This window comes from Pseudomonas cremoricolorata (genome assembly GCF_000759535.1).
Lineage (GTDB): Bacteria > Pseudomonadota > Gammaproteobacteria > Pseudomonadales > Pseudomonadaceae > Aquipseudomonas > Aquipseudomonas cremoricolorata_A.
This window is the reverse complement of the sequence record NZ_CP009455.1, coordinates 1,089,674-1,106,317: the sequence shown is the minus strand read 5'-3', so window position 1 is coordinate 1,106,317 and position 16,644 is coordinate 1,089,674. Positions and strand designations below refer to the sequence as shown.

At 67.7% G+C, this 16,644-nt stretch carries 12 protein-coding genes; 11 read left to right on the top strand and 1 reads right to left on the bottom strand.

Going from position 1 to position 16,644, the window contains the following annotated elements; genetic code table 11:
• The 11 genes from LK03_RS04685 to LK03_RS04635 all read left to right on the top strand — a co-directional run bounded on the left by LK03_RS04685 (position 1) and on the right by LK03_RS04635 (position 15,275).
• On the top strand, positions 1-1,302 hold the full coding sequence (locus LK03_RS04685; protein ID WP_038411292.1) for a DotU family type VI secretion system protein: 1,302 nt from the start codon (positions 1-3) through the stop codon (positions 1,300-1,302).
• Positions 1,299-4,805: a type VI secretion system membrane subunit TssM gene (gene tssM / locus LK03_RS04680; protein WP_038411291.1), complete on the top strand. Its 3,507-nt coding sequence runs from the start codon at positions 1,299-1,301 to the stop codon at positions 4,803-4,805. The genes LK03_RS04685 and tssM overlap by 4 nt, the downstream gene beginning before the upstream one ends.
• Positions 4,802-5,461: a type VI secretion system-associated protein TagF gene (gene tagF, locus LK03_RS04675; RefSeq protein WP_038411290.1), complete on the top strand. Its 660-nt coding sequence runs from the start codon at positions 4,802-4,804 to the stop codon at positions 5,459-5,461. Before tssM ends, tagF begins: the two co-directional genes overlap by 4 nt.
• Entirely contained in the window at positions 5,458-6,186 is a 729-nt protein-coding gene (locus tag LK03_RS04670) for a PP2C family protein-serine/threonine phosphatase (protein ID WP_028693330.1), read from the top strand. Before tagF ends, LK03_RS04670 begins: the two co-directional genes overlap by 4 nt.
• The gene (locus LK03_RS04665; RefSeq protein ID WP_038411289.1) at positions 6,183-9,179 is read left to right on the top strand and encodes a serine/threonine-protein kinase; all 2,997 of its coding nucleotides are present in this window, start codon (positions 6,183-6,185) and stop codon (positions 9,177-9,179) included. The genes LK03_RS04670 and LK03_RS04665 overlap by 4 nt, the downstream gene beginning before the upstream one ends.
• Entirely contained in the window at positions 9,176-9,892 is a 717-nt protein-coding gene (locus tag LK03_RS04660; protein WP_038411288.1) for an ABC transporter ATP-binding protein, read from the top strand. Before LK03_RS04665 ends, LK03_RS04660 begins: the two co-directional genes overlap by 4 nt.
• Positions 9,892-11,094 (top strand): FtsX-like permease family protein, encoded by a 1,203-nt coding sequence (locus LK03_RS04655; RefSeq protein WP_038411287.1) that lies wholly within the window; start codon positions 9,892-9,894, stop codon positions 11,092-11,094. The genes LK03_RS04660 and LK03_RS04655 overlap by 1 nt, the downstream gene beginning before the upstream one ends.
• On the top strand, positions 11,087-12,868 hold the full coding sequence (locus tag LK03_RS04650; protein WP_038411286.1) for a formylglycine-generating enzyme family protein: 1,782 nt from the start codon (positions 11,087-11,089) through the stop codon (positions 12,866-12,868). The genes LK03_RS04655 and LK03_RS04650 overlap by 8 nt, the downstream gene beginning before the upstream one ends.
• A gap of 81 nt (positions 12,869-12,949) precedes the next feature.
• On the top strand, positions 12,950-13,840 hold the full coding sequence (tagQ, locus tag LK03_RS04645; RefSeq protein WP_038414607.1) for a type VI secretion system-associated lipoprotein TagQ: 891 nt from the start codon (positions 12,950-12,952) through the stop codon (positions 13,838-13,840).
• Positions 13,841-14,001: 161 nt separating this feature from the next.
• Positions 14,002-14,859 (top strand): NAD synthetase, encoded by an 858-nt coding sequence (locus tag LK03_RS04640; RefSeq protein WP_156109564.1) that lies wholly within the window; start codon positions 14,002-14,004, stop codon positions 14,857-14,859.
• Positions 14,856-15,275 carry a hypothetical protein gene (locus LK03_RS04635; RefSeq protein ID WP_038411284.1) on the top strand — a complete coding sequence of 140 codons (420 nt, stop codon included), beginning with the start codon at positions 14,856-14,858 and terminating at the stop codon, positions 15,273-15,275. The genes LK03_RS04640 and LK03_RS04635 overlap by 4 nt, the downstream gene beginning before the upstream one ends.
• Here LK03_RS04635 and LK03_RS04630 read toward each other — a convergent pair.
• Positions 15,270-16,640 (bottom strand): ATP-binding protein, encoded by a 1,371-nt coding sequence (locus tag LK03_RS04630; RefSeq protein WP_038414606.1) that lies wholly within the window; start codon positions 16,638-16,640, stop codon positions 15,270-15,272. The two genes, LK03_RS04635 and LK03_RS04630, sit on opposite strands and share 6 nt — an antisense overlap.
• Positions 16,641-16,644: the final 4 nt, after the last annotated feature.

The following is a 16,644-nucleotide window of genomic DNA, read 5'->3' as shown; positions in this document are numbered from 1 at the left end:
ATGCAGCCTGAAGATCCCTCGGCCAACGACCGTACGCAATTCATGCCGCGCCCCGGTGGGCGCCCTGCGCCGGCCCCTGCTGCTGCGCCGGCAGCGCCGCTGAGCATGCCCGGCGAGCCGCTGGCGCCCGGTCAGGGCCAGGGCCTGAACCCGCTGGAGCAGGCCGCCTCGCCGCTGCTGAGCCTGCTCACGCGGCTGCGCAACACCCTGGCCCATCCGGCGCCGGCCAGCCTGCGCGCGCAGTTGCTGGCCTACCTGCGCCAGTTCGAAGCCCAGGCCGAGGCGGCCGGGGTGCCGCGCAACGAAGTGTTGCTGGCGCGCTACGCGCTATGTACCGCGCTCGATGAAGCCGTGCTGAGCACGCCGTGGGGCAGCGCCAGTGACTGGGGCAAGCAGAGCCTGCTGATCACCGTGCACAACGAGGCCTGGGGCGGCGAGAAGGTCTTCCAGCTGCTCGAACACTGCCTGCAAAGCCCGCGCGAGCGGCTCAACCTGCTGGAGCTGCTGTACCTGTGCACCAGCCTCGGTTTCGAGGGGCGCTACCGGGTCATCAACGGCGGCCGGGCGCAGCTCGAAGCCCTGCGTGAGCGCACCGCGGCGGTGATTCGCAGCGCCCGTGGCGAGGCCGAGCGCGAGCTGTCGCCGCACTGGCGTGGAGTGACCGCCAAAGGCGATCGCCTGGGACGTTGGCTGCCGGCCTGGGTCGCCCTGGCAGTGGCCCTGGCATTGCTGCTGCTGGTGCTGTTCGGCCTGCGCCTGAAACTGGCCAGCGATGCCGAGCCGGTGTTCCGCGGCATCCATGCTCTGGGTGAGATTCCGGTGCAGGCCATGGATCGTCCGGTGGTGCAGCCCAAGGCGGTCGAGCGTCCGCGCCTGGCCGGTTTCCTCGCCGAGGACATCAAGGCCGGGCGGGTCGCGGTGGAAGATGCCGTCGACCGCTCGGTGGTGACCATCCGCGGCGATGAGCTGTTCGCCAGCGCCAGTGCCAGCATCAAGGGCGATTTCCAGCCGCTGATGACGCGTATCGCCGAGGCCATCGGCAAGGTCAAGGGCGAGGTGCGTATCACCGGTCACAGCGACAACCAGCCCATCGCCACACTGCGCTTCCCCTCCAACTGGGCGTTGTCCCAGGCCCGCGCCGAACAGGTGCGCGAACTGCTCGCGGCACGCACCGGGCAGGCCCAGCGCTTCACCGCACAAGGCCTGAGCGACACCGAACCGCTGGCGTCCAACACCACCGCGCAAGGCCGGGCGAAGAACCGTCGGGTGGAAATCACTGTTCTGGCGGAGGGTGCCGAGTGAAGTCGTTCGTAGGATTGGTAACGCGATGGCTGGTGCCTTTGCTGGGCCTGCTGGCGCTGAGTCTGATCATCTGGTTCGTCGGCCCGCTGCTCGATGTGCTGGTCAGCCCGCTGCGGCGCGCGGCGCTGATTGCCCTGCTGTTCGGGTTGTGGCTGGCCTGGCGTATCTACCAGGTGGTGCAGGCGCGCCGTCAGGCCGCCAAGGTGCTCGACAGCCTGGCCGCCGATACCCCGCCGGACCCTGCCAGTGTCGCCACCGCCGAAGAGCTGAGCGCCCTGCGCCAGCGCATGGCCGAGGCGGTTGCGCTGCTGAAGAAGGCGCGCCTGGGCGGCGACGAGCGGCGCAACCTGTACCAACTGCCGTGGTACGTGATCATCGGGCCACCGGGGTCGGGCAAGACCACCGCGCTGGTCAACTCCGGGCTGCACTTCCCGCTCGCCGCGCAACTGGGCGAGGGTGCGGTGCGCGGTGTCGGCGGCACGCGCAACTGCGACTGGTGGTTCACCGACCAGGCGGTGCTGCTCGACACCGCTGGGCGCTACACCACCCAGGACAGCCACGCCCAGGTCGACAAAGCCGCCTGGCTGGGCTTTCTCGACCTGCTGCGCAATCAGCGCTCGCGGCGGCCCATCGACGGTGCGTTCATCGCCATCAGCCTGGCCGACCTGCTGCTGGGCAGTGAGGCCGAACGCGCAGCCCACGCCGCAGCCATTCGCAGCCGCATTCAGGAGTTGTACGAACGCCTTGGCGTGCGCTTCCCGATCTACCTGATGCTGACCAAGCTCGACCTGGTGCCGGGCTTCATGGAGTTCTTCGACAACCTCGGCAAAGAGGAACGCGCGCAGGTCTGGGGCATGACCTTCGCCCTCGACGATGGCGAGCAGGGCGCCGGCCCCCTGGGCCGCTTTGGCAGCGAATTCAGCCTGCTCGAACAGCGCCTCAATCAGCGCCTGGTCGAGCGCCTGCAACACGAGCGCGACCCGGCGCGGCGTGATCTGGTGTACGGCTTCGTGCAGCAGTTCGCCGCCTTGCGCAGCAACCTCGAGCAGTTCCTCGAGGCACTGTTCAAGCCCAATGCCTTCGAGACCCGCGCCTTGCTGCGCGGCGTGTACTTCACCAGCGGCACCCAGGAAGGCAGCCCCATCGACCGGCTGATCGGCAGCATGGCGCAGAGCATGGGCCTGGATCGCGCGCAGCTGGCGCGCCAGAGCGGCAGCGGGCGCAGCTATTTCATCCAGCGCCTGTTCAGCGACGTGGCCTTCGCCGAGCGCGGCCTGGCCGGCAGCAACCCCAAGGTCGAACGCCGCCAGCGCTGGCTGACCCGCGCTGCACTGGGCCTGAGCGTGGCACTGTTGCTGCTGGTGGGCAGCGTGTGGGCGCTGAGCTACCGCGCCAACCAGGCCTACATCGCCGAGGTCGAGCAGCGTCTCGAGCCGGTCGGGAAAAGCGTGCAGACCCTGAGCCCGGCGCAGCGCAGCGTGCTCGAGGTGCTGCCACTGCTCGATGCCGTGCGCCACCTGGCCGACGACCCGCCGTCGTGGGCTGAAGGCTGGGGGCTGTACCAGGGCGATATGCTGGAAAGCGAATCGTCCAGCGTCTACCGCAAGCTGTTGATCGCGGTGTTCGCCCCACGGCTGGTCACCCGCATCGAAGAACAGCTGTATGCCGGCGGTTCTTCCGATTACCTCTACGAAGGCCTCAAGGCCTACCTGATGCTGGCTGACACCGAGCATTACGACCCGGCCTTCATCAAGGCCTGGGTACTGCTCGACTGGGAGCGCGCGCTGCCCCGTGACCTTGCCCCGGAACAGCGCGAGGCCCTGGAACAGCACTTGGACGCGTTGTTCGAACGCCGCCCGCCCAATGCCCGCCTCGACCAACGCCTGATCGACGACATGCGCCAGCAGTTGCAGCAGTTGCCGGTGGCCCAGCGCGTCTACGACCGGGTCAAGCGCCAGCCGCTGCCGGCTGGGGTCAGTGACCTCAGCCTCAGCGAAACAGCCGGGCGCGATGCTGCCCTGGTGCTGCGGCGCAAGAGCGGCAAACCGTTGAGCGAGCCACTGCCGGGCCTGTTCACCGTGCAGGGTTACCGCAAGGCGTTTCTCGCCGCGAGCCTGGCCCAAGCCACCACCCTTGCCGAAGAACGCTGGGTACTGGGCCGTGAGATGGGCGATGCCGGCGATGCCAAGCGCCTGGCCGATGATGTACGCGACCTGTACTTCCAGGATTACATTCGCCACTGGGACGCGCTGCTGGCCGACCTCGATGTGGCGCCGGTAACCAGTGTCGGCCAGGCCGCCGACGTGCTGCGGGTGCTCTCAGGCCCGGCGTCGCCGTTGAAGAAACTGTTGCAGAGCGTGGCGCGGGAAACCGATCTGCAACAGCCCAGCGAGCTCGATGCGGTCAAGGCCAAGGTCGAGGACAGCGGCGTCGATCAACTGCGCCAGCGCCTTGGCGGCCTGCTCGGCGATACGCCGGTGGCGGCCGGTGCCGAGCGCCCGGCGTCCCGCGACCCGGTCACCGAACATTTCGCGCCGCTGGCCGCGCTGGTACAGGGCGGTGAGGGCGAAGCGCTGCCCATCGACGGTCTGCTCAGTGACCTCAACAGCCTCTACGTGCAAGTCAGCGCGATGGTCGGGGCCAGTGGCGATGCCCTGCTCGGTGAGGCGAAGAACCAGGCCCAGGCGGCGGCGCAGCGGGTCACCCTCGGTGCCGCGCGTCAGCCGCAGTTGGTGCAGGACATGCTCGGCTCGCTGGTCGGCTCGACCAACGCGGTGGTCATGGGCGGGGTGCGCAACCAGCTCAATGCAGCGTGGAAAAGCGAGGTGGTGACGGTTTATCGGCAGTCGCTGGGCGGGCGTTACCCGCTGGCCCGTGGCAGCGCGCAAGACGCCACCCTGGAAGACTTCGGGCAGTTCTTCGGGGTCGGCGGGGTGATGGACAACTACTTCCGCAAGTACCTGCAACCCTACGTCAACACCAGCTCCAACCCCTGGAGCTGGCAGCCGGGCGCTGCGCAGAAACTGGGTATCAACGCCTCGGTGCTGGGCACCTTCCAGCGCGCCGCGAGCATCCGCGATGCGTTCTTCCGCAACACCGGCAGCACCCAGCCGCTGGTGCGCTTCGAGCTCAAACCGGTGGCGATGGATGCCTCGATCACACAGTTCCTGCTCGACCTCGATGGCCAGCAGATCAGCTATGACCACGGCCCCAGCCGCCCGGTGGCGGTGCAGTGGCCGAACAACAACAGCATCGGTGTGGTGCGCCTGGCGATCACTCCACCGGCGGCCAGTGGCCGCTCGGGGCTGACCGTGGAAGGGCCGTGGGCGTGGTTCCGCCTGCTCGATCAGGCCGACCTGGTCGCCGGCAACTCGCCGGAGCGCTTCAACCTGCGTCTGCGTGTCGAAGGCCTCAGCGTGTCGTACGAGCTGCGCGCCAGCAGTGCCTTCAACCCGTTCCGCAGCCGCGTGCTCAACGGCTTCAGCCTGCCGGAGCGGTTATGAACAGCGTGGGCTTCTACGGCAAGCTGGCCTGCCGCGGCGATTTCGTCAGCCGCGGCCTGCCGGGCAGTTTCGTACAACCGTGGGACCAGTGGCTGGCAGCCGGCGTGCAAACCAGCCAGCGCCAGTTGGGCGAGGCCTGGCTGCCGGCGTATCTGGTCAGCCCGTTATGGCGTTTCGCCCTGGCGCCGGGCCTGTGCGGGCCGCAGGCGGTGGTGGGCGTGCTGATGCCGAGCATCGACCGGGTCGGACGGTATTTCCCCCTGACCCTGGCCCAGCCATTGCCGGCCGATACCTCGCTGGCAGCCGTGCTCGGCGCGTCGGATGACTGGTTCGACGCCGCGGAAGGCCTGCTGTTGGCAAGCCTCGAAGCCCAGGCGAGCTTCGAGGACTTCGACGCTGCGGTCAGCGCTCTGGCGCCGCTCGAAGCACCTGCCGCGCGGCCTGTGCAGGTCAGCCTCGGCGGCTTGCAACGGCTGACCGAAGGCTACGCCGACGACCGTCTTCGGGCTCTGGCCGACAGTGCGTGTGCAGGCATGAGCCTGTGGTGGGGCAAAGGCTCGGCGCAGATCGCTCCGGGCTTGCTGCGCTGTCAGGGACTGCCGCGCAGTGACGCGTTCGGCGCCTTCATTCTGGGTAAAGAGGCCCCGTGCAGATGACCGCCATGCAGTACACCGCGGCCAGTTACAGCCACACCGGCATGGTGCGCCGGATCAACGAAGACGCCTGCCTGGAGCTGACCGCAGAGGGCCTGTGGGCCGTGGCCGACGGCATGGGTGGGCATGCGGCCGGTGATTACGTCAGCAGCCTGACCGTCGACAGCCTGCGCCGTCTGCCGGCGTGCCAGAGCCTTGCCGAGCGCAGCGCTGCATTGCGCAGCCGGCTCGCTCAGGTCAACCAGGCGGTGCGCGAGGAAACCCTGCGCCGCGGCGTGAGCCTGATGGGCAGCACCGTGGTGGTCATGACCGCCTGTGACGATCAGGCCCTGGCGCTGTGGGCTGGCGACAGCCGCCTGTACCGCTTGCGCGGCGCGCGCCTGACTCGCCTGACCCACGACCACAGCTACGTGCAGGAACTGCAGGACAGCGGCCTGCTCAACGAGGCCGAAGCCCGCGAGCACCCGCGTGGCAACATCATCACCCGGGCGATTGGCGTGCAGGCGCAGTTGGACTTGCAGGCGGTCGAGATCGCCGTGCAGCCCGGTGACACCTACCTGCTGTGCAGCGACGGCCTGACCAAGACCGCCGAAGACCACGAGATCGCCGACGTGCTGGTGCACCCCGACCCGTACCAGGTGGTGCGCAGCCTGGTGCACCTTGGGCTGACCCGCGGCGCACCGGACAACATCACCGCCATCGTGATCAAGGCCGGTGAACCACGATGAACGCCGACATGCACATTCCAGGCTTCGACATCGACGGCGAGATCGGTCAGGGCGCCATGGCCAGCGTCTACCTGGCGACCCAGCGCTCGTTGCAGCGCAAGGTGGCGCTGAAGGTGATGGCCGCAAGCCTGGCCCAGGACCCGACCTTCTGCGAGCGCTTCCTGCGCGAAGGCCGCACCCTGGCCCGGCTGGCGCACCCCCACATCGCCACCATCCACGACATCGGTAACGTCGACGCGCTGTACTACATGGCCATGGAGTACTTGCCCAACGGCACGCTCAAGGAGCGCATCGCCGCTGGACTCGACCCCGAACAGGGCCTGCTGTACGTGCGCCAGATCGCCCAGGCGCTGGGCTATGCCCATGCCCAGGGGCTGGTGCACCGCGACGTCAAACCGGCCAACATTCTGTTCCGCGCCGACGGTACGGCGGTGCTGTCCGACTTTGGCATCGCCAAGTCGCTGGACGACCGCACGCAATTCACCCAGGCCGGCTTTGCCGTCGGTACCCCCAGCTACATGAGCCCCGAGCAGGCGCGCGGGCAGGAAATCGACGGCCGCGCCGACCTCTACGCCCTGGGCGTGGTGCTGTACGAAATCCTCGTCGGCGAGCTGCCCTACAACGGCACCGATGCCCTGTCGACCGCGCTGGCGCACCTGACCGAGCCACTGCCGGCGCTGCCGCTCGAGCATGGCCGCTACCAGGCCATTCTCAGCGGCCTGCTGGCCAAATCCGCCGATGAACGCTTCAGCGATGCCGCCGCCTTGCTGGCGGCGCTCGACCGCCTGCCGTTGCAGGACGACGACGCCACGGTGTTTCGTCCATTGCTCGGCGGTGAAGTGCTGACGCCACTGACCCCGGCCGGGGTGGCCGCAGAACTCGCTGAGCCGCCTCCCGCCAGCGTCAGCCCGGCCCCAGCGCCGACCCCGATTGAGCCCGCGCCTGTGCTGGCGGCAACCCCCGCAGCCACCACCCGCACCCCGCGCAACGCCTTGCTGGCACTGGCCGTGGCGGCGGTGCTGGGCCTGGCCGGCGGTGCCTACTGGTGGCTGCAACCTGGGTCGCCGCTGGCGGGGCAGGCGAGTCCTGACAGTGAGCCTGTAGCGTCGCCGGTGATTGCCGAGGCCAATGCCGAAGGTGACCGGCCGCTGCTGATGGCCGGCAAGCAGACCCTGTTCCAGCGCGTGCTGAGCAAGCCCGGTGCGCGCCTGCTGAGCAGCCCCGAGGCGGGTGACGGCAAGGCCGTGCCAGCGTTCTCGGTGCTGTACGTGTACCAGCGCAAGAACGTCGACGGGCAACCCTGGCTGCAAGTCGGCGCCGCCAGTGACGGCCAGCGCGAAGGCTGGATCGCCGGCGCGCAGCTCAGCGACTGGAAGCAGAGCCTGGTGCTGACCTTCACCGAGCGCTCCGGGCGAGCGCCGCTGATGTTCCTGCGCCAGCCGGATGACGTGCAGCACCTGCTCGATGACCCGGCCCAGGCGCAGAAGGTGCTGCACAGCGCGCAAACCGCGCCCGAGCAAGTGCCGCAGGTGATGGCGCTGGAGCCGGCCGGGCAGGCGGTTGCGGCCAGTCAGTTCTACCTGATGCCGATCTTCGATTACCGGGAAAGCTTCGATGCCAGCGGCCAGCCGGTGCAGTTGCTCAACATCGCCTCCATCGACCCTGGCACCCGCGCCGACCCGCCTGCGGCAAAAAAACCACAGACGCCTGCGGCCGACAACGCCTTCCGCACCGGCATCGTGCTGGTGGTCGACACGTCGGTGTCGATGCAGCCTTACATCGACCGGGTGCAGCAAGTCGTCAGCGAGCTGCAGGCACAGTTGCAGGCCCGTGGTGAGCTGGACAACGTCAGCTTTGGTCTGGTGGGCTTTCGCAACAGCGTCAAGCGCACACCGGGGTTGCAGTATCTGAGCAAGACCCTGGTCGATCTGCAGCAGGGCCGCGACCCGGCGCGCTTCCTGCGCGCGGCGCGCGAGGTCAAGGCCACTACGGTGTCCAGTCATGCCTTCAACGAAGACGCCTTCGCTGGCGTGATGCAGGCGGTCGAAGGCCTGGACTGGTCGGGCTATGGCGGGCGCATCGTGTTGCTGGTCAGCGATGCCGGCGCGCTGCGCAAGAGCGATCCTGCCAGCAGCACGCAGATGAACGAAGCCGAAGTGCGCCAGGCGGCGCTGAGCAAGCAGATCAAGATCTACGCCCTGCACCTGCGCACCCCGGCCGGGCAGCACAACCATGCCAGCGCCGAGGCGCAGTACCGCGTGCTGACGGCCGACAGCAACCCGCAGATCGGCGACCTCTACGTGTCGGTGCCTGGCGGTGACGTGAAGCTGTTCGGTGAGCGCGTGCGCGAGATCGGCACGACCTTCGCCGAACTGGCGCAACAGGTGCGCGAGCGCCAGCCGCAAGCGACCCCGGTGCTCGATGCGGCACCGAGCCTGGCGGCCAAGTCGGCGGCCATCGGCTATGCCATGCACATGGATTTTCTCGGTCGCCAGCAGGCCAGCCAGGCGCCACAACTGGTCAGCGCCTGGACCGCCGACCGCGACCTGAGCAACCCCGCGCTGCCAGCGTTGCAGGTGTGCGTGATGCTCACCAAGTTGCAACTCAACGACCTGCAACAGTCGCTCAAGCTGATCGTCGATGCCGCGCGCAAGACGCGCAGCTCACCAGCCGACTTCTTCAACGAGATCGCCAGCGCCAGCGCCTACATGACCCGCGACCCTGGCGCCCTGCGCGACGGCGCCAACCTGGCGGCCAGTGGTGTGCTGGGTGAATACCTCGACGGGCTGCCGTACCGCAGCAAATCGCTGAGCATGACCCAGGACCTGTGGCTGTCGCTGTCGGTGGCCGAGCAGGAAGACTTCATCGACGAGCTGGAGTCGAAGATCAGCCTCTACGAAACCTTCCACAACGACCTCGGTAACTGGGTGCGCTTCGGCAATGCCGAACCGGGCGACGCCTTGTACCGCGTACCGCTGTCGACCTTGCCATGATGCGCTTGCAGGCAGTGAGCAAACGCCGCGGCAGCGCCAGCCAGCGCTTCAGCCTGGAGATCGAGCGGCTGCACCTGCGCGCCGGGCAAGTGCTGGGGCTGGTCGGGCCGAGCGGCTGCGGCAAGAGCACCGTGCTCGACCTGCTGGCGCTGACCCTGGCCCCGGATCAGGCCGAGCACTTCAGCCTGCACGCCGAAGGCGGTGAGCACGACCTGGCGCAGTTGTGGCGCAACGCGCGCCGCGACCAGTTGGCCGCGCTGCGCAGCCGGCAGATGGGCTACGTGCTGCAAACCGGCGGGTTGCTGGGTTTTCTCGATGTGCGTGACAACATCGCCTTGCCCCGGCAACTGCTCGGCCTGGCGGATGATGGCAGCGTCGAGCGCCTGGCCACGGCACTGGAGCTGGATGGACACCTGCGTCATTACCCGGCCGAGCTGTCGGTGGGCCAGCGCCAGCGGGTCGGCTGCGCACGCGCCCTGGTGCACGCCCCGCAACTGCTGCTGGCCGACGAGCCGACCGCAGCCCTCGATCCGCTCAACGCCGAGCGGGTCATGCGTCTGTTGCTGTCCCAGGTGCGCCAGGCCGGTGCGGCCTGCGTCATCGCCAGTCACGACGAGCCCTTGTTGCGCGCCGCCGGTGTGCCCGTGCTGCGCATGGGCTGCCGGCGCGATGGCGATGGCGGCGTGACCTCTGTACTGGAGGTCGGGCACTGATGCGTGTACCTCTGATCGCCAGGCTGGCCTGGCAGGACTACCGCCGTGATGGGCGTTTGTCCGCGTGCAGCATACTGGCCCTGGTGGCGGTCATCGCACCGCTGCTGGTGCTGTTCGGGCTCAAGTTCGGCCTGATCGGCAGCCTCACCGAGCGCCTGCAACGCGAGCCGTCGGTGCGCGAAATCATTCCGCTGGGCGGCGGGCGCTTCGATGCCGCGTTCATCGCCGCGCTGGCGCAGCGCAGCGATGTGGCCTTTGCCCTCCCGCGCACACGACAGATTGCCGCCACCGCAGAACTGCTGCGTGCGGCTGGCGAGCGCCGGGTCAGCGTCGAAATGCTGCCGACCGCAGCCGGCGATCCATTACTGCAAGACATCCCCGCGCCCAGTGCGGCGGGGCACGTAGTGCTCAGCCACACCGCTGCGGAAAAACTCGGCGTGCAGGCTGGCGACCAGGTGCAGGCCAGCTTCGCCCGCCAGCGCGACGGCGAGCTGCACTGGCAGCACAGCGCCCTGCAGGTGCAGGCAGTGCTGCCGCTCAGCGTGTTCGAGCGCGATGCACTGTTCGCCCCGTTGGCCTTGCTCGAAGCGGTCGAGGACTACCGCGACGGTTTCGCCGTGCCGGCGCTGGGCTGGCCCGGTGCGGTGCGCCAGGCCGATGGCAAACGTGTCTACCCGGCATTTCGCTTGTATGCCCAGACCCTGGATGACGTCGAGCCGCTGCGCCAGTGGTTCGCCGAGCGGCAGTTGCTGGTCTCGACCCAGGCCGCGCAGATCGCCCAGGTGCAGTCGCTTCGGCGCAACCTCGACCTGGTGTTCTGGCTGGTCGCGGCCCTGGCGGTGGCTGGGGCGCTGGCGGCGGTGGCGGCAGGCACGCTGGCGGCGGTCGAGCGCAAGCAGCGTGAGCTTTCGGTGCTGCGCCTGCTGGGGTTTGGCAGCGCTGCGCTGTTGCTGTTCGGCGTGTTGCAGGCGCTGTACAGCGCGCTGTTCGCAGCGTCCCTGGCGGCGTTGCTGTATCAGGGCGCCGAATACGCCCTGAACCGTTTGTTCGTGCACACGCCCGGCGAACACGCCAGCCGTCTGCTGCCCGTGCACTACCTCGTGGCCCTCGGCGCAACGCTGCTGGCCGCTGCCAGCGCGGCGGCCGTCGGCGGCTGGCGCGTGGTGCGTATCGACCCCTCCCAAGGAATCCGAGATGTCTGACTGCCGCCTGCGGGCTTCGGCCCTGCTGCTGACCCTGTTGAGCCTGGGTGCCTGTTCGCCGGGCGATGAGCCGGCGGCGCCTGCCGGCAAGGCCGCTCAAGAAGGGGCCGCGCATGCGTCTGCCAGCGTGCCCGATGAACAACTGGACAACCCCAAACCGCTGCCCGACGACATCGCCCTGCCATTGCCCTGTGGCGGGCAGATGGTGTTTCGCCACGTCTACGTGCTGGCCCAGGGCAGCCTCGACGACCGAGAAGTCAGCCTCGGCTACCCGTTCAGTGAAGGCGAGCCGGGCTACAAGCAGTCGTTCATCTCTGGCTACCGGCGCGACTTCATCAACGGCCAGTTCAGCCTCGCTGACCTCGCGCCGCAGTGGCAGAAGCGCATCGCCGGCAGCTTGCCGACGCTGGAAAAAGACAGCCCGCTCAAGCCAATGATGTATTTCATCGGCAAGTACGAGGTGACCGCGCGGCAGTACGCCCAGGTCATGGCCCAGGCGCAGTCGCTGAGCACTGGCGAGACGCCGCCGGCCTGCACAGGCAACGACGGCATGAGCGGGCGTCTGCCCAAGGTCGACCTGTCGCGCTTCGAGGCCGAGCGCTTTTCAGCGGTGTACAGCGCCTGGTTGATGAAACACCACCGCGACCTGCTGCCTGTCAGCGGGCGCGGCAAGCAGGATGAAGACGGCGGTGTCGGCTTCGTGCGTCTGCCCACTGAAGTGGAGTGGGAATTCGCCGCCCGTGGCGGCTCGGCGGTCAGCCGTCAGGACCTCGAAGGCCGACTGTTCCCGCGCCTGCGCGAAGGCAGTGACAGCGACGGGCCGCTGGCTGACTGGGCCGTGTTCAACCAGGTCGCCGGTGGCACTGGGCAGGCTCCGCGGCTGATGCCGATCGGCACCAAGCAGCCCAACCCGCTGGGGCTGTTCGACGTCATCGGCAACGCCGCGGAAATGGTTCAGGAGTCGTTCCAGCTGGTGCATGCCGGACGCCGGCAAGGCGCCTATGGCGGCTTCGTGGTCAAGGGCGGCAACTACCTGGAAGGCGAGGGCACGTTGTTCACCGGCATGCGCCGTGAATATCCGCTGTTCGCCGCCGACGGCCGCGAGCAGCACAACGAGACCACCGGCTTCCGCGTGGCCATTGGCGCGCTGTCGGCGCCCCGTTCGCGTTACCAAGAGCTGTTCGAGCAGTGGCAGAAGGAGGGGCGTCTGGCCAGCCTGACCGACGACATCCAGGCCGCCGAAGACCCGACCCAACGCCTGGACAGTGTCATCGCCAGCACCACCGACCCGCGCTTGCAGGCCGAGCTGGGCGTGGTCAACGAAGAGCTCAAACGCACCGTGTCGCTGATCGCCCGCCAGCGTGAGGAAGCGGCCGGCAACCTGATCCAGTCGGCAGCGTTGGTGGCCGAGACCATCAACAACTACAACATCCGCCTGAGCAACCTGCGCAAGAGCCAGGCCGACGCCAAGGCCTCCGGCGACCCGGCCACCGCGCGCATGTTCGGCGCGGCCATTGGCAACGGCCAGACCGCACTCAACGGCGCCGTGGCGATCTACATCGACAACCTGGCCAGCGGCACACGCTACACCGATGCCGTGATCCAGGCGCAGTTTCAGCGGGTCAAGACCGAACTCAACCGCAACCCGGTGCTGGGCAAGAGCCTCACCGCGCGCGCGACGCTGTTCGTCAAGCACGTCGGCCAATACCGCCAGAACCGCCGGGCCGACCCGGCCACCATTCTCAAGGAGCTGCTCGCCGCAGCGGCTCGTTGAGCCCGATGGATTGTTTCACCGAAAGGAAATCCGCCCGGCATGAGGCTGAGCGGTCGTCATCACACCAAGAGAGAACTGACCATGCTTTTCAAACGCAACCCACTGTTCACCGCCACCCATGCGCGCAGCGCCCTGCTGCTGGCCGCAGGTTTCAGCACCGTGCTGCTGACTGGCTGCGCCACGTCAGCCTCGGACAAGGTCGGTGCGACCACCAAGGTCGAGTACTACCCGAGCTGCTACGAGCCGGTGCAGCACCTGCGCGCCACCGACGGTGACATGACCAGGTCGGTCGCCACCGGCGCAGCGCTGGGCGCGCTCGGCGGTGCCCTGACCGGCGCCCTGACCGACAAGGAGCACCGTGGTCGCAATGCCGCCATCGGTGCGGCCGGTGGTGCGTTGGTCGGCGGCGCAGCCGGTTACTACACCGAACGCCAGAAGCAGATCAGCGATGACAAGCAGCGCATCGCCTCGTACGCCGTGGACATCGACAAGAGCAGCGCCGACCTGGACCGCACCAGCGCCTACGCCCAGGCTTCGCAGACCTGCTACCAGCGCGAGTTCACCCAGCTGATCGAAGGCCGCAAGGCCAACCGCATCGACGCCGCCGAAGGCCGCAAGCGCCTGGCCGAAATCGTCTCCGGCCTGCAGGAGTCGAACAACCTGCTGGCAGCGGTCAACGGCCGTGTCGGTGAAGACCTGAACAACTACACCCAGGCTTACGAGCAGGACCTCAAGCAGGTTGGCGTGCAGCGCACCGAAGTCGCCCAGGTGGCCAAGACCGCCAAGGCCACCACGGCCAAGGCCAAGGCGATTCCGACCGAAGCGGTGAACACCGAGAAGACCTTGCAACTGGCCAACACCAAGAAGGCCCAGGCCGCTGCCGTGGCCAAGACCGGCCAGAGCAAGGTCGAAGGCATGTGCCGCAGCGCCGACGTCGGCGACTGGGCACCGGTACCTTGCCCGAACGTCTAAGGGCTCTGTCGCCGCCTGCGGGCGGCGCATGTTCCAGGGTCGGAATCGGCGTGCCGGTTCCGACCGGGCCAGAGGCCAGCGTCGCGCTGGCCTGAACCCTTGCGAGGATCTTTCCCTTGAACAGTCTCCTGCCCCCAGCACTGGGCAACCATTCACAATTCATGGCGCGCCAGCGCATCGAGGGCATGGTCAACCTGCCCAAGCTGTTTTCCGCCATCGATGCCGATCCGAACATCGTTGGGGCGGGTGTGGTGTATATCGATAGCACGCTCAATATCGTCACCCTGCGCGAGTTCCAGCCGATCTGCAGCATCCGTCCGAAGCGGGTGATTCTGCGTGAGATCGAGAAATATCAGACCCCCGAGCAGTACACCGAGGTGCTGCAGAACAGCGCCCGTGAGTCCAAGCTCATCCAGGAAGCGGTCAATACCAGCCTGGCGTGCGCCGGTGCGGTGCTGGGCTGGATCGTGGTATGCAGCGGCACCATCGCCGCGCCGTTCACGGCCGGCACCAGCCTGGTCCTGACCTACATCGGCGGCGCTGCGGCAGCGGCCAGCGGCGCGCAGTGTCTGATCGGCGGAATACGCACCGTCCGTGAGGTGACCAACCCGGCCGCCAACGACGCTCTCGACAGCGAACCCTGGTATCAGGCAGCGTCACTGGTGCTCGATGGTGTGTCGCTGTTGGGCGTTGGGGCTTCGGCACTGACGACCATCAAGTACCTGCAAGTGGTCAAGGCACGTACGGGCCGCAGCTGGTACGAACTGGGCAAGACCCTGAGCCGTCAGCAGCGCAAGGCGCTGACCGACGAATTGCTCTCGCTCAAGCATCCTGCGTTGACCGCCAAGCAACTCAAGCTGGAACAGGCGGCCAGCAACCTGACCAAGCGCTATACCCCAACCCAGGTCAGCCACGCCACGCGGACGTTGATCAAGGACTCGGTCAGCGCGGTGTTCGGTTTCGTTGGCAATGCTCGGGTGCAGAGCGTCGCGGTGGGTTTGTATGAGGAGTTGGAATGAAACCGCAGGCCTACTCTCGGTTCATGTCGCGATTCTTCCCCACATTTTTGCTGGGGTTCTTCAGTGCAGTGTTCGGTCTGTCGATCGCGGTCGCGCTATGGAGCGACCTGCAATGGCGCAACCCAAGCGACAATGCGCAATACAGCACCTTGCTCGGCGCCGGTCTGGCCTTGCTGCTCAGCCTCGGGCATTTCGTGATGATCCGCGGTCGCCGCTGGGGACTGGGGGTAATCTGGGCGGTACTGGGTATCGGCCTTCTGATGGGCGTGAGCCTGCTCGGTTCGAGGATGCCGGCCGTGCTGGTGGGCGCCAGCCTATTGCTGTTGCTGGTGTCGTTGCTTGTGCTCAATAGCGCTCGCCATCGCGAGATGCGCGCCTACCTGATCGCCCTGGCGATCGAGCGTCGCGGTTCATAGCGGCTGGCCGACCGGCAACCACAGACTGACGCGCAAACCACCATCGGCACGGTTGACCAGCAGCAGCCCGCCACCGTGGCTGCTGGCGATGCGCTGGACGATGCTCAGGCCCAGGCCGTAGCCACCGGAGGCCTGGCTTCGCGAGGCTTCGCCGCGCACGAACGGGTCGGTGATGGTCGCCAGCAGCTCGGGGGCGATGCCTGGGCCGTGGTCGTCGACATGGATGTAGGCAGCGCTGGCCGTGCGCTCCAGGTGCAATGACACGCCGCTGGCATAGCGCAGGGCATTGACCAGAAGGTTTTGCAGGCAGCGCTGCAGCATCAGCGCGTCGGCCTGCACGCTACCGGCCTGGCCGAGGATCGGCAGCGGTTCCTCGGCGCTGGCAAGCTCGCTGCACTGACGCGCCACCAGGCGGTCGAGGTCGACGCTTTGCAGGTTCTGCTGTTCGCCTGCGCGCAAGTAGTCGAGCACCTGGCTGATCATGTCGTCCATCTGCGCGATGTTCTGCCGCAGACGCTGTTTGTCTTCCCCTTCCGGCAAGCGTTCCAGACGCAGCCGCATGCGCGTCAGCGGCGTGCGCAGGTCGTGGGACACGGCGGCAAGGAAGTAGGCCTTGTCGTTGACCATGGCGATCAGTCGCTGCTGCATGGCGTTGAAGGCCTGCGCGGCTTGGCGCACTTCCTGCGGGCCGTCCAGCGGCAGCGGTGCCTGTTTGAGGTCGTTGCCCAGCCCGCGTGCGGCATCGGCCAGGCGGCGCAGCGGGCGTAGGCACAGGCGCACGGCTACCAGGCACGCCAGCAATACGGCGACGATGCGCAGGGCGTAGACGCGCAGCAGGTAGTCGCTGATCAGCACCCAGGCCGATTCGCCACTCCAGCCCTGCATTTCCATACCGTCGATGGTCAGCCAGTGGCCGTCGCCCAAGGGCACGGCGAAGCGAATGTGTGCCTGGGCCGTGCGCAGGCCGAACAGGCTGCGCCAGAGCAGCGGCTGGCCGAGTTCGTCGGTCAGTTGCACCTTGAGCACCCGGGCGTTCTGCGTGTGCCCCAGCTCTGCGGTAAGCGCCTGGTGCAACAGCAGCTCGATGCGTCGGCGGCCGCGGCCTTCATCGCTCACGGTCGGCGGCGCCTGCTCGGTGCAGCGCAGATGGTAGTTGCGTGGCAAGGTCGGGCGGCTGGCGTGGCACTGGGCCTGGGCGATCAGCGGTGCGCTGCGCGCCGCCATCAGCCGCACTGGCGCTTCCAGCACCTGGGCGAAGCGCACATCGAACCAGATGCTGCTCGATACCACCTGCACCAGCAGCGTGCCGCTGACCATGATCAGCAACAGTTGCCCGAACAGCGTGCCCGGCCACAGCCAGCGCACAGGC